Below are 13,370 nucleotides of genomic sequence, written 5' to 3' on the forward strand. Positions count from 1 at the left end.
CAGGCACAGTTTTGGGATTTAAATGAGTTTAATGACGTGTGACACAGGGTCAGCCACTCAGTTATTAACCACTATTTGCCTATAAATTAAACAATAGTTTGACGCCGGTCACACCCCTCGGCTTGCCGATCAGGGGGTAGAGGCATAGGATGGGCCCGTGCTTCGCAATGAACACAAAACAACAAAAAGCATCTGAATACCGCTTTGGGGAGCCACGTGCTCCCTTTTGTTTATCCGCCTCATTTCCCGCGGCTTTTCTGACTGATAGCGATCCGGCATCAAGTTAATCTCCTTCGATTTGGTTATGCTGTAGCCAGTTTCTTTGGAGGCCTTCCCATGATCATTCATCCCCAGATTCAAGGTTGTGTTGCCCGTAACTGTCACCCCATCGGCTGTCGCGCCGCCGTGCAGCAGCAGATCGAACGTATCAAGGCCGCTGGCCCGTTCAACGGCCCCAAGCGGGTGCTGGTGCTGGGTGCCTCCTCCGGGTTTGGACTGGCGTCGCGCATTGCGCTCGCCTTTGGTGCCGGTGCCGACACCATCGGCATCTCGTTTGAGCGCGGTCCCTCCGACAAGGGGCTGGGCAGTGCCGGCTGGTACAACAACATCTGGTTTCGCAAGGAGGCGGAGCAGGAGGGGCGTATCGCCATCAACCTGATCGGTGATGCCTTCTCCGACGGCATGCGTCAGCAGGCCATCGACACCATCCGTCAGCAGCTGGGGCAGGTGGATCTGGTGATCTATTCGCTGGCGAGCGGCATCCGGGTGCTGCCCGACGGCACGCAAGTGCGCTCCGTGCTCAAGACCACCGGCCAGCCATTCAGCGGCTGGGGGCTGGATCTGGAGCGCGATACTCTGGTGCAGCAGTCGCTGGCGCCTGCCACGCCGGAGGAGATCCGCGATACCGTCACCGTGATGGGGGGCGAGGATTGGCAGCTCTGGATGCAGGCGTTGCAGCAGGCCGATTGTCTGGCCCCCGGTGCCCAAACCGTCGCTTACTCCTATATCGGCCCCGAATCCACCTATCCCCTCTATCGGGATGGCACCATCGGTTATGCCAAGGAGCATCTGCACGCCACCGCCGAGACCATCAACCTGCAGCTGGCCGAGATTGGTGGCCATGCCTGGGTGTCAGTCTGCAAGGCGTTGGTAACCAAGGCGAGCGCCTATATTCCGGTGTTGCCGGTCTATCTGGGCCTGCTGATGGGGGTGATGAAGGAGCGCGGTGTGCACGAAGGCTGCATCGAGCAGATGCAGCGACTGTTTGCCGCCAAGATGTACGGGCCCAATGGGGTGGTGGCCGATGGCAACCGGCTGATCCGAATGGATGACCACGAGCTGGACTCGGCCATTCAGGCCGCCGTTTCGGCGCTCTGGCCCAAGGTGACGCCGGACAATTTCCACGCACTGGGGGACTTTGCAGGGCTGCGGCAGGATTTCATGCAGCTCAACGGCTTCGAGCTGCCGGGCGTCGATTATGCTGCGCCGGTGGATGTCGCCTCCCTTGGCGAGCTGACCCCCTGAGCTGAAAGAAACGGGATCTCCCTCTCGTTGGCGGGTTGATTCGCGGCGGGAGTGTGGCGACAATCGATACCAAATCACTGAGGAGAAACAAGATGCTGGCCCAAGCCATGATCGAGAAGTTGAACGAGCAGATTAACCTGGAGTTCTACTCCTCCAATCTCTATCTGCAGATGAGCGCCTGGTGCGAAGACAAGGGCTTTGAAGGGGCGGCGACCTTCCTGCGCCAGCACGCGGTCGAGGAGCGCCAGCACATGGAGCGTCTGTTCACCTACGTGAGCGAGACCGGCGCCATGCCCAAGCTGGGTGCCATCGATGCCCCTCCCCACGAGTTCAAGTCGCTGGGCGACGTGTTCCGTACCACCCTGGAGCACGAGTATCACATCACCAAGTGCATCAATGGGCTGGCCCACGTAGCCTTCACTACCCAGGACTATTCCACCTTCAATTTCCTGCAGTGGTATGTGGCCGAGCAGCATGAAGAGGAGAAGCTGTTCAAGAGCATCGTCGACCGTCTGGGTCTGGTGGGTGAAGATGGCAAAGGCCTCTACTTCATCGACAAGGAGCTGGCCGAACTGGCCAAGGGCGCCCCGGCCAGCATCATGGACAGCAACGCCTGATAGTCGTGGACACTTAGTGTTCAGCCAGTACAATAACGGCCCTTTTAAGGGCCGTTGTTTATTCTGGTGCGCAGTCACCGTTGTGATGTCAGCCAGAGGCAATCTCGGCTCTGGCCAGGTGCCGTTTCTATTTTGATAAGTGAGTGAAGATGAAGCAGGTCGATGTGGTGGTGATCGGGGCCGGTGCGGCCGGATTGATGTGTGCGGCGCAGGCGGGCTATCGGGGACGCTCGGTGCTGGTGCTCGACAACGCCAAGAAGCCGGGCCGCAAGATCCTCATCAGTGGCGGTGGTCGCTGCAACTTCACCAACCATCAGGCTGGCGCTCACGCCTACCTGTCGGAGAATCCCCACTTCAGCAAGTCGGCGCTGGCCCGCTACACCCAGCAGGACTTTATCGATCTGGTGGACCGCCACGGGGTCAACTATCACGAGCGCACCTTGGGGCAGCTGTTCTGTCTCGAGAGTGCCAAGGATATCGTCGATGTGCTGCTCACCGAGTGTGACTGGGCCGGGGTGACCCTGCAGTTCCAGACCGAAATTCTCACCGTCAGCAAACAGGACGAGGGCTTTGTGTTGACGACCAGCAAGGGTGAGATCGGCTGTCACTCGCTGGTGGTGGCGACCGGCGGTCTCTCCATGCCCAAGCTGGGCGCGACCCCCTATGGCTTCAAGCTGGCGGAGCAGTTCGGTCTCAACGTGCTGCCGACCCGCGCTGGACTGGTGCCCTTTACCCTCCATCAGGCGGAGAAAGAGGCGTTCGCCGATCTGGCGGGCATCAGCCTACCGGTGGCGGTGACCGCCGAGGATGGCACTCGCTTCAAGGAGGCGATGCTGTTCACCCATCGCGGCCTCTCCGGTCCCGTTATCCTGCAGATCTCCTCCTACTGGCATGCCGGCGAGAAGATCCACATCAATTTGCTGCCGGAGCTGGATATTCCAGCCGCCCTGCGCGAATGGGCGCTGGCACACCCGGCGCAGGAGCTGAAAACCGTGCTGGGGCGCGAGCTGCCCAAGCGCTTCGTCGACAAGCTGGTTGAGCTGGGTCAGCTGGTCAGCAAGCCGATGCGCCAATACTACGAGCGGGAGCTGGAAGCGGTGGCCAACTTGCTGGGAGACTGGCAGATCCTGCCCAACGGCACCGAGGGGTATCGCACCGCCGAAGTGACCCTGGGGGGCGTCGATACCAACGAGCTCTCCTCCAAGACCATGGAAGCGCGCAAGGTGCCAGGCCTCTACTTCATCGGCGAGGTGGTGGACGTGACCGGCTGGCTCGGTGGCTACAACTTCCAGTGGGCCTGGTCCTCCGGCTGGGTGGCCGGTCAGTACTGTTGATGTCACAGGGGCTGGTTTATCCGGCCCCGATTTATTGGTCAGGGTTATGGTGATCGGTCGGGTTGCCGCAAGGGGGCGCAGATGCTTGAGAATCAGATGATGTTGTTGGCGGTGTTCGAGCGGGCGGCGCTGATGCTGATGACCCTCTTCTTCCTGACCCGCACCCGGCCGTTCCAGCGGCTGTTCCAGAAGCGGGATCACACCCCGGCCGAGCTGGTGCTGGTGGCCTCCATCTTCGGCCTGTTTGCGGTGTTCAGTACCTACACCGGCATTCCGGTGGAGGGGGCGCTGATCAACGTGCGGATCATCGCCATCATCTCCGGCGGCATTCTGTTTGGCCCCTGGGTCGGCATTCCGGCCGGGGTTATCTCCGGCCTGCATCGCTATCTCATCGATATGGATGGCCACACCTCCATCCCTTGCCTTATCGCCAGTATTATCGCCGGTCTGCTCGCCACCTGGCTGCACCTGCGCTGTCGCAAGTCGCGGCTCTGGCTCTACGGAATTTTGGCGGGAATGCTCTGTGAAGGGCTGACCATGCTGCTGATCTGGCTGCTGACCGAGCCCCACGAAGTCGGGGTGGAGATCGTTAACCACATCGCCTATCCGATGATCGCCGGGGCGCTCTGCATCGGCCTCATCATCAAGCTGGTGCAGGATCTGGATGACGAGAAGGAGCTGATTGCCGCCAAGCAGGCCAAGCTGGCGCTCGATATCGCCAACAAGACGCTGCCTTTCTTCCAGAACATCGATCGCCACTCCCTCAGTCAGGTGTGCGATGTGATCCGGCGCGACATCAGCGCCGATGCGGTAGCCATCACAGATACCCATGACGTGCTGGCTTATGTCGGGGTGGGCAAGGACTATTACGAGCTGGATGAGCACCACGCCATCAGCGGCATGACCCAGCAGGCGGTGCTGCTCGACCAGATCATCATCAACAACGATTTGCGCCAGTATCACCTCTCTGATTTCCACTCGGTCATCATTATTCCGCTACGGGAAAACGGCGCGGTGAGCGGCACCCTCAAGATCTACTACCGTCGTACCCATAGCATCACCAGCTCGCTGCGGGAGATGGCGGTGGGCCTCTCCCAGCTCATCTCCACCCAGATGGAGGTGTCGCGCATCGAGCAGCTCAAGGAGATGACCCGCAAGGCGGAGTTCACCGCGTTGCAGAGCAAGATCAACCCGCACTTCTTGTTCAATGCCCTCAACGCCATCTCGTCGCTAATCCGCATCCGGCCCCAGCAGGCGCGCCAGCTGATCGCCAATCTGGCGGATTACCTGCGCTACAACCTCAACAAGGGGGATGAACTGATCGACATTCAGGAGGAGCTGCAGCAGGTGCGCGACTACGTGGCCATCGAGCAGGCCCGCTTTGGCGACAAGCTGGAGGTGGTGTTCGAGGTGGACGATGTGCACATCCAGGTGCCGAGCCTGTTGTTGCAGCCGCTGGTGGAAAACGCCATCCTGCACGGCATCCAGCCCCGCAGCGCGCCGGGTCGGGTCACTATCGAGGTGAAACAGCTGGCGGGCGGCATCCGGGTATCGGTGCGCGATACCGGTTACGGCATCAGTCAGGCGGTGATCGACGGGGTGGCCGCCGGTCGGGTGGAGAGCCGCAGCATCGGCCTGATGAACGTGCATCAGCGGGTCAAGTTGCTCTATGGCGATGGCCTGCATCTCAAGCGGCTGGAGCCGGGTACCGAAGTGAGTTTCTATCTGCCGGATCAGGAGTCGATGCCATGCTGAGTGCCATCATGGTTGAGGATAAGTGTGTGCCGCGAGAGGTGTTGTCATGCTGAAAGCGATCATAGTGGAAGACGAGTATCTGGCTCGCGAGGAGCTCATCTATCTGGTGAACCAGCACAGCACCATCGAGATAGTGGCGAGCTTCGAGGATGGGCTGGAGGCGTTCAAATACCTGCAGGATCACGAGGTGGATGTGGTGTTCCTCGATATCCAGATCCCCTCCATCGACGGCCTGCTGCTGGCCAAGAACCTGCACAAGTCGAGTCACCCGCCCCACATCGTCTTCGTCACCGCCTACAAGGAGTTTGCGGTGGAGGCGTTCGAGCTGGAGGCGTTCGACTACATCCTCAAGCCCTACAACGAGCCCCGCATCATCAATTTGCTGCAAAAGCTCGAGCATGCGGGCAAGTCGCAGCCAGCCACCACAGGGGAGGCGAGCGGCGAGGGGAGCAGCCCGCACAATCGCACCGTCAATCTGGTGAAGGGGGAGCGCATCATCGTCACCCCCTGCGAGCAGATCTACTACGCGGAAGCCGACGAGAAGCTCACCTATGTCTACACCCGCGATGATCGCTACGTGATGACCATGACCATCAGCGAGTTTGTCAGCCGCCTGCCTGCCGAGGGGTTCTTTCGCTGCCACCGCTCCTACTGCGTCAACATCGACAAAATCCGCGAAATCGTCCCCTGGTTTAACAGTACCTATCTCATCCGGCTCCATGACCTGCCGTTCGAGGTGCCGGTCAGTCGCAGCAACATCAAGGCGTTCCGTCAGCTGATGCGGCTCTGATTGTCATTCATTCCCGCCGATCTGCATTTCATGCCTTAATCGATCGGCGCGAGCTGCGTCTTGCCTATAGTGGCCTCAATTTCCTTAAGGCCATCGACCGAGACGCATCATGACCAAAGAGATGAACCGCACCCGGTACCTGACACTGATCGGTACCATCATCACCCAGTTTGCACTGGGTTCTGTCTATACCTGGAGCCTGTTCAACGCCCAGCTCTCCGACAAGCTGGACGAGCCGGTGAGTCAGGTCGCTTTCGCCTTCGGTCTGCTCAGCCTCTCGCTGGCGGTCGCCTCCTCCATGGCGGGCAAACTGCAGGAGCGGTTCGGGGTGCGCAACGTGACCTTGGGTGCTGGTGTGCTGCTCGGCATCGGTTTCTTCCTCACCGCCCACGCCAGCAATCTGGCGATGCTCTACCTCTGCGCGGGCATTCTGGTTGGTTTTGCCGACGGTACCGGCTACCTGATGACCCTCTCCAACTGCGTGAAGTGGTTCCCGGAGCGCAAGGGACTCATCTCTGCCTGCTCCATCGGTGCCTATGGCCTCGGTAGTCTCGGTTTCAAATACATCAACCTGCTGCTGCTCTCCAGCTCCGGCCTTGAGACCACCTTCCAGCTGTGGGGGCTGATCGCCATGTCCATGGTGCTGGTGGGCGGCATGCTGATGAAGGATGCGCCCAAGCAGGCCGCCTCCGTGCAGCAGAGCGAGAGCCGTGACTTCACTCTGGCCGAGGCGATGCGCAAGCCGCAGTACTGGATGCTGGCGCTGATGTTCCTCACCGCCTGCATGAGCGGCCTCTACGTCATCGGCGTGGCCAAAGATATCGGCGAGAAGATGGTGGGTCTGCCTGCTGTCGTCGCTGCCAATGCCGTCGCCATCATCGCCATGGCCAACCTGGGTGGCCGTCTGGTGCTGGGTATCCTCTCTGACAAGATGTCCCGCATCCGGGTCATCACCATCGCCCAGCTGATTACCCTGGCGGGCATGGCGCTGCTGCTGTTCGTGCCGCTCAATGCCAATCTGTTCTTCGTGGCGGTTGCCTGTGTGGCCTTCAGCTTCGGTGGCACCATCACCGTCTACCCCTCGCTGGTGAGCGACTTCTTCGGTCTCAACAACCTGACCAAGAACTACGGCGTTATCTATCTGGGCTTTGGTCTGGGCAGCATCATCGGCTCCATCGTGGCCTCCCTGTTTGGCGGCTTTATGGCGACCTTCCACCTGATCCTGGTGTTGCTGGTGGTGGCGCTGGTGCTCTCCCTCACCATCCGTTTGCCGGCTCCCGTGGCGCTGACCACCGAACGGGCCTGACAAGGCTCCCTGCCACAGCAAGCAAAAGCAAAGACCCGGGCCATGCCCGGGTCTTTGCATTTCCGATGCTCGATCAGCGTGGCGCCAGCCCCAGCCGCTGGCGGGCCTGACGGCAGCGCTCCTCCACCGTTGGCCAGTCGTCACCGGTTAGCGTGATGTGGCCCATCTTGCGGCCGGGGCGGGGTTCGCTCTTGCCGTAGAGGTGCAGATGCAGGCCGGGCAGCGCCAGCAGGGCGGCCCAGTCGGGCGTGCCGTTTTGCCAGAGATCCCCCAGCAGGTTGATTAACAGGGCGGGGCGCACGGCGATTTGCTCCGGCAGCGGCAGATCGCACAGGGCCCGCACCTGTAACTCGAACTGGCTGCATGCGGCGTTGTCGAGGCTGGGGTGACCCGAGTTGTGGGGGCGGGGCGCCAGCTCGTTGACCAGCAGTCGGCCTTCCACCAGGAAGAACTCCACCGTCAGCACCCCGACGTAATCGAGGGTCGCGATCAGCCGCTCGGCTATTGCTTTGGCTTCGCTCTCCAGCGCCGGCACATTGGCCGGGGAGCGAGTCTGATCGAGGATGCCGCCGCTGTGCCAGTTCTGCACCAGTGGCAGGGCGCTGATGGCACCGCTCGGGCTGCGGGCCAGGGTCAGGGCAAACTCCCCCTCCAGTGCTAGCCGTTGCTCCAGCACGCAGGGGACGCCACTGGCTGCCAGCGCCGTCGCCAGCTCATCCAGATTACTGACCTGCCACTGCCCCTTGCCGTCGTACCCCTCGCGGGCCGTCTTGAGAATGGCGGGCAAGAGTTCGCTGGCCTGTGCGGGGATAGGCTCTTCCGGCAGTAGAGCCAGATAGGGGGCGACCGGGATGTTGGCTCCGCGCAGAAAGGCTTTCTCCTCGCGGCGATCCTGACAGACCTGCACCGCGCTGGCGGCCGGGCGTACCGGCTTTTGTTTTTCGAGCAGGGCGAGGGTGGCTGCGGGCACGTTCTCGAACTCGCAGCTGATGGCCTCGCAGTGGCTGGCCAGCTCGTGCAGGGCGGTCTGGTCGTCATAGGGGGCGACAATATGGTGTTCGGCTGCGGCACCGGCGATGCTGGTCGGGTCGGGATCCAGCACCACCACCTTGTAGCCGAGGCGGTGGGCGGCCATCACGAAGTAGCGGCCAAGCTGGCCGCCCCCCAGCATGCCGAGGGTGGCGGGTGGCAGGATCATGTCGGCTCCTCCAGTTGCAGTGCCAGCACCCGATCTCGCTCGCGGGTGCGGAAGTCGTCGAGCTGCTGCCGGTAGCGGGGGGCGTCGCCGTCTTGTGCAACGGAGAGCAGAGAGACGGCAAACAGTGCGGCGTTGGCAGCCCCCGCCTCGCCAATGGCGAAGGTGGCGACCGGTACCCCTTTGGGCATCTGCACAATGGAGAGTAGCGAGTCCATCCCCTTGAGATGGCGGGAGGGGATGGGCACCCCCAGCACAGGCAGCGTGGTCTTGGCGGCGACCATGCCCGGCAGGTGAGCGGCGCCACCGGCTCCGGCGATGATGGCGCGCAGGCCGCGATCGCGGGCGCTGGCGGCATACTCGAACAGCAGATCAGGGGTGCGATGGGCCGAGACCACCTTAGCCTCGTAGGGCACGCCGTGCTCCTTGAGGATGCGGGCGGCAGCCTGCAGCACGGGCCAGTCGGAGTCGGAGCCCATTACCAGGCCGATCAGGGGAGGGGTGTTCATTTTCTCTGAATCCTTGATGTTAAACGTTTGCTTTCGGTGAACAAAAAGAGCCGGCAAGCCGGCTCAGAATTTCTCGGGTCGCACGATTTCGACCTGTTGCAGAAAGGCGATCATGGCGTAGTCGGGGTAGTAGCGACTCTGCAGGTGGGCCAGCAACCGCTCCGCCTGCTCCCGACTGCAGATCGCCTCCAGCCGGATGTTGCCGCTCTCGCTCCAGCTGGCGTTGCGCTCGCCATGATCTCCCCGGCCGCGGGCATCTGTGATGGTGTAGCCGCGCAGCCCCTCGCGGGTGAGGGTGCGCAGCAGGGTTGGCTCCAGATTGGCTTCCGTAATGACGGTCAGCAGGGTGCGGGTCTCGGTCTGCATGTGGCTACTCCGTGAAGTGGCGGGCCCAGCTGTGGTAGAGCGGGATCCCCAGCATGATGTTGAACGGGAAGGTGACCCCCAGCACGGCGCTGAGGGACAGCCCCGGATTGGCCTGAGGCACAGCGATGCGCATGGTAGCCGGCACGGCAATATAGGAGGCGCTGGCCGCCAGGGTCGCCAGCAGGGTCAGTCCGCCGAGGGAGAGGCCCATCAGCTGGCCAGCTGCCAATCCCAGTCCCGCCGAGGCGAGCGGCATCAACAGGGCGAAGCCGAGCAGGAAGAAGCCATGCTTGCGTAAGTCCTGACACTGACGGGCGACAATGAGGCCCATCTCCAGCAGGAACAGCGCCAGCGCTCCCTTGAACAGGTCGACAAATAGCGGCTTGAGCGGAGCAATTCCATCCGGCCCGGCCAGATAGCCGATGGCCATGCCGCCCAGCAGCAGGGTCACCCCTTTGCCGAGAAAGGTTTCGTGGGCCAGCATGCGCCAGCGGGTCTCGCGACTGATGCCGCGGGCCAGCACTATGCCCACCAGAATGGCGGGGATCTCCATCACCGCGAGGAAGATCGAAAGCTGGGATTCAAAGCTGATGCCCCGCTCGGTGAGCCAGTTCACTCCGACCGCGAAGGTGGCGACGCTGACCGAGCCGTAGTGGGCGGCGGTGGCGGCTGCATCCACCCGGTTCATCTTGAGGCGCAGCACAGCAAAGCCGAGCAGGGTCTGCACCACGCCGAGCAGGATCACCAGCGCAAGTTGCGGCAGCAGGGGTTGCAGAGATTGTTGGGCCAGACCGACGCCGCCCTTGAGGCCAATGGCCAGCAGCAAAAAGAGGGAGAGAGTGTCGTAGAGGGCGGGCGGCAGCTTGAGCTCGGAGCGTACCAGGCCGGCCAGCAGGCCAAACAGAAAGAAGAGAACAACAACGTCCAGCATGATGGTTCGCAGGGCAGTTCAGATAATGGTTGCATGCTAGAGCCCGCAATGTTTCGATAAAATCAGATTCTCGCTGATGGTTGTTCGGTAATAACTGATAGGGAACGGCATGCTCAACTACAAACAGCTCTACTACTTCTGGCATGTGGCACGCAGCGGCAGCGTGACTCAGGCCGCCGAACAGCTGCATCTCACGCCGCAGACCATCAGCGGTCAGGTTGCAGAGCTGGAGCAGTCCCTCGGGGTGGCACTGTTCAACCGGGTGGGGCGACGTCTGGTGCTGACTGCTGCGGGACGGCAGGCGCAGGAGCAGGCGGGGGCCATTTTCTCGCTCGGCGCCGAGCTGGAGCACACCCTGCGCCACGCCAGTCAGGAGCTGACCATGCAGGTGGGGATCGCCGATTCGGTTCCCCGTACCTTGGCGTTCGAGCTGCTGGCTCCCGCCATGGCGCTGGCGACCCCGCTGCGACTGGTGTGTCACGAGGAGCGGGCCGAGCAGCTGTTCAGCGAACTGGCCCGCCACAAGCTGGATATGGTGCTGATCGATCGCCCGCTCCCTCCCGACAGCGGCGTGCGTGGCTATAACCACGAGCTGGGGCGCAGCCCGCTGGCGCTGTTTGCCAGCCCCGATCTGGCGGCGCGGGCGCGGGCGCGGGACGGCTTTCCCGCCTCGCTGGAGGGGTTGCCGTTGCTTATTCCCGGAGAGAAGTCTGCCACCCACGATCGGCTGCTGGAGTGGTATCGCCAGCAGGGTATTCATCCCCATCTGGTGGGGCAGTTTGATGACTCCACCCTGATGAAGTCGTTCGGCAAGGCGGGGATGGGGATCTTCCCGGCGCCGCTGGCGATGGCCGACGAGATTGGCCGTCTCTACGGAGTGGAGCGGATTGCGACCCTCACCGATGTCACCCTCTCTTACTATCTGGTCTCGGCAGGGCGCCATCTCTCTCATCCCGGGGTACAGGCGGTGATGGAGGGGGCCCAGCAGCGGTTGGCGGCGCTGGCTGGCAATAAATAGAAATCCGGATGGCTATACATCCAGCGCGGCTCTGCCTATAATCCACCCGCTTTGGCGCATCATGCTTAATAGGGAATCCGGTGAGAATCCGGAGCTGGCGCGCAGCGGTAAGGGGGAACGAAGCGACATCAGGGCACTGCCGTCAGGCGGGAAGCCGTCGCCGTAGGCTATTAGCCCCCGAGCCCGAAGACCTGCCAGAGTTCGTATTTCGGGTCGAGAGAAACCGGCCACGAAGTAGATACTTACGCGAACTTAAGGATCTCTCATGTCGAAGAAATTTCTGGCGGCTGCCCTGTTGCCGACGGCGGCGTTTGCCCAAACCACCATCCCCATCAATCCAACTCTGGTCATTACGGCCAACCGCGTGGAACAACCGGTCAGCTCGGTGCTGGCGCCCGTTGTGGTGATCGATCGTGCCGAGATCGAATCTCGTCAGGTTCAGAGTTTGCCCGAACTGCTGAAAACCCTGCCTGGTGTGCAGATAGCGACACTGGGAGGCCGGGGTCACATCAGCAGCCTGTTTATCCGTGGAACCAACTCCAACCACTCGCTGGTTTTGATGAATGGTCGTCCGATTGCAGCCATGGTGGCGGGTACGCCTGATCTCAGCCAAATCCCGCTCGGCAATATCGAGCGCATCGAGTATATCCGTGGCCCACGCGCGGCTGTGTATGGTTCCGATGCCATTGGCGGCGTTATCAACCTCATCACCAAAACATCCGCCAAGAATGGCAGCGAGACACACCTGAAGGGCGGTGCTGGCAGCCATGGCTATGGTCAGGGCGAGCTCAGAACGGTTCAGTCATTGGGTCAAAAAACCGATATGAACATGCTGATCGGCTACGAGCGTACCGATGGTTTTGATGTCGTAGCCAATGCCCAGCAGCCGGATCGGGATGGTTTCTCCGGCCGCAATGGTCAAATCGGTTTGAACCACGCTTTTAATGATGCATGGAGCGCGGATTTCAATGCTCAGGGTTATGACAATCTGACAGAAACGGACGACCCCTATCTGTCAGCGGATCAGAGCCGGGTACAGGCTTTCCAATATGATGGTGGTCTCAAATTCCAAAGCGAGACGTTGACCAGCCGATTAGAGGCCAGTTATGGCGAGAACAAGCTGAAGACTTGGCAGGAGGCTAAAGGAGAGGCTAGCGGTGAGCCTATTCATACTGGTTTAACCCGTTTCTCCTGGATCAATAGTTGGAACGGTATCGAAGGGGTTAATCTGACCGGTGGCGCAGATTGGCAGCGTGAGGAGATGAAATCAGACTCCCGCAGCTATGGAAAAACCTTCAACGCTCCTGATCGTGACAATACCGGTCTGTTTGCTGTGGGAAGCTATCGTTGGCAGGCGCTGCTATGGGAACTGTCCGGTCGGACCGATGACAACCAGCAATATGGTCGTCACAACACTTGGTCTGCCGCCAGCGGGCTGGATATCGATGAGAACCATAATGTCCGGTTGAGTTACGGTACTGGCTTCAAGGCCCCCACCTTCAACCAGCTCTATTATCCAGGGTCTGAGAATCCGACACTCAAGCCGGAAGAGAGCAAAAACCTGGAGTTGGGCCTGTCAGGTCGCTATTCGGCCTGGGATTGGTCTGTGAATCTGTATCGCAACCGCATCGACAATCTGATTTATTGCCTGACCAGCATGAGCTACACCTGCAACCCCAAAAATACCACGGCGGATATCAAAGGAGTGGAAACGGAGCTCGGCATCGACACCGGACCTGTGCATCATCGTTTGAGCTACGACTACACCAGAGCCAAAGATACGGGTAACCAGGATTTGCAGCTGCTGCGTAGAGCTGAACATAAAGGCAGCTGGATCGCAGATACCCGATTCGATGCCGCAACACTAACTGCTGAACTGCTCTATGTGGGCAAGCGCTATGACAACAACTGGGCGACTAGCCAGCGGGTGGAACTCAGTGCCTATACGCTGTTGAACCTGGCTACCAGTTACGAGGTGACTCAGCAATTTACCTTGGGTGGACGTATCGATAACGTGTTCGATCG

The 13,370-nt window shown here is 60.9% G+C and carries 12 protein-coding genes and 1 riboswitch (1 of these 13 only partly in view); of the genes, 8 read left to right on the plus strand and 4 right to left on the minus strand.

The window, feature by feature from the left end:
• Positions 1-336: 336 nt before the first annotated feature.
• From fabV to ACTG2G_RS11390, 6 genes are all read left to right on the plus strand, one after another.
• On the plus strand, positions 337-1,524 hold the full coding sequence (gene fabV / locus ACTG2G_RS11365) for an enoyl-ACP reductase FabV (RefSeq protein WP_439985438.1): 1,188 nt from the start codon (positions 337-339) through the stop codon (positions 1,522-1,524).
• 92 nt (positions 1,525-1,616) lie between these two features.
• A complete protein-coding gene (gene ftnA, locus ACTG2G_RS11370) occupies positions 1,617-2,141 on the plus strand; it encodes a non-heme ferritin (RefSeq protein ID WP_005339225.1) in 525 nt (174 codons plus the stop codon).
• A gap of 149 nt (positions 2,142-2,290) precedes the next feature.
• Positions 2,291-3,475: an NAD(P)/FAD-dependent oxidoreductase gene (locus ACTG2G_RS11375; protein ID WP_439985439.1), complete on the plus strand. Its 1,185-nt coding sequence runs from the start codon at positions 2,291-2,293 to the stop codon at positions 3,473-3,475.
• Between the two features lie 81 nt (positions 3,476-3,556).
• Complete coding sequence (locus ACTG2G_RS11380; RefSeq protein ID WP_047439828.1) at positions 3,557-5,230, plus strand: sensor histidine kinase; 1,674 nt, start codon at positions 3,557-3,559, stop codon at positions 5,228-5,230.
• Positions 5,231-5,276: 46 nt separating this feature from the next.
• Positions 5,277-6,020: a LytR/AlgR family response regulator transcription factor gene (locus ACTG2G_RS11385; RefSeq protein WP_439985440.1), complete on the plus strand. Its 744-nt coding sequence runs from the start codon at positions 5,277-5,279 to the stop codon at positions 6,018-6,020.
• A 109-nt stretch (positions 6,021-6,129) separates the two neighbouring features.
• Complete coding sequence (locus ACTG2G_RS11390; RefSeq protein WP_019446255.1) at positions 6,130-7,326, plus strand: L-lactate MFS transporter; 1,197 nt, start codon at positions 6,130-6,132, stop codon at positions 7,324-7,326.
• Positions 7,327-7,399: 73 nt separating this feature from the next.
• Here the strand turns inward: ACTG2G_RS11390 and ACTG2G_RS11395 are convergent, their stop codons facing one another.
• From ACTG2G_RS11395 to ACTG2G_RS11410, 4 genes are all read right to left on the minus strand, one after another.
• Entirely contained in the window at positions 7,400-8,524 is a 1,125-nt protein-coding gene (locus ACTG2G_RS11395; protein WP_439985441.1) for a 5-(carboxyamino)imidazole ribonucleotide synthase, read from the minus strand.
• Positions 8,521-9,030 (minus strand): 5-(carboxyamino)imidazole ribonucleotide mutase, encoded by a 510-nt coding sequence (purE, locus tag ACTG2G_RS11400; RefSeq protein ID WP_439985442.1) that lies wholly within the window; start codon positions 9,028-9,030, stop codon positions 8,521-8,523. The genes ACTG2G_RS11395 and purE overlap by 4 nt, the downstream gene beginning before the upstream one ends.
• 63 nt (positions 9,031-9,093) lie before the next feature.
• The gene (locus tag ACTG2G_RS11405) at positions 9,094-9,396 is read right to left on the minus strand and encodes a P-II family nitrogen regulator (protein WP_335819202.1); all 303 of its coding nucleotides are present in this window, start codon (positions 9,394-9,396) and stop codon (positions 9,094-9,096) included.
• 4 nt (positions 9,397-9,400) lie between these two features.
• A complete protein-coding gene (locus ACTG2G_RS11410; protein ID WP_040069609.1) occupies positions 9,401-10,327 on the minus strand; it encodes a sodium-dependent bicarbonate transport family permease in 927 nt (308 codons plus the stop codon).
• A 109-nt stretch (positions 10,328-10,436) separates the two neighbouring features.
• Here ACTG2G_RS11410 and ACTG2G_RS11415 point away from each other — a divergent pair, with 109 nt between their 5' ends.
• Both ACTG2G_RS11415 and ACTG2G_RS11420 read left to right on the plus strand, forming a co-directional pair.
• Positions 10,437-11,345, plus strand: coding sequence for a LysR family transcriptional regulator (locus ACTG2G_RS11415; protein ID WP_429204908.1), 909 nt, complete (start codon positions 10,437-10,439; stop codon positions 11,343-11,345).
• Positions 11,346-11,380: 35 nt separating this feature from the next.
• A riboswitch (cobalamin riboswitch) is annotated at positions 11,381-11,558 on the plus strand.
• 52 nt (positions 11,559-11,610) lie between these two features.
• Positions 11,611-13,370, plus strand: partial view of a TonB-dependent receptor domain-containing protein gene (locus ACTG2G_RS11420; RefSeq protein WP_421387125.1) — the 5' portion only. It continues 73 nt past the right edge of the window; only the first 1,760 of its 1,833 coding nucleotides appear in the window; its start codon is at positions 11,611-11,613; its stop codon lies beyond the right edge, outside the window.

Source organism: Aeromonas sp. 55A, assembly GCF_051919665.1.
Lineage (GTDB): Bacteria > Pseudomonadota > Gammaproteobacteria > Enterobacterales > Aeromonadaceae > Aeromonas > Aeromonas veronii.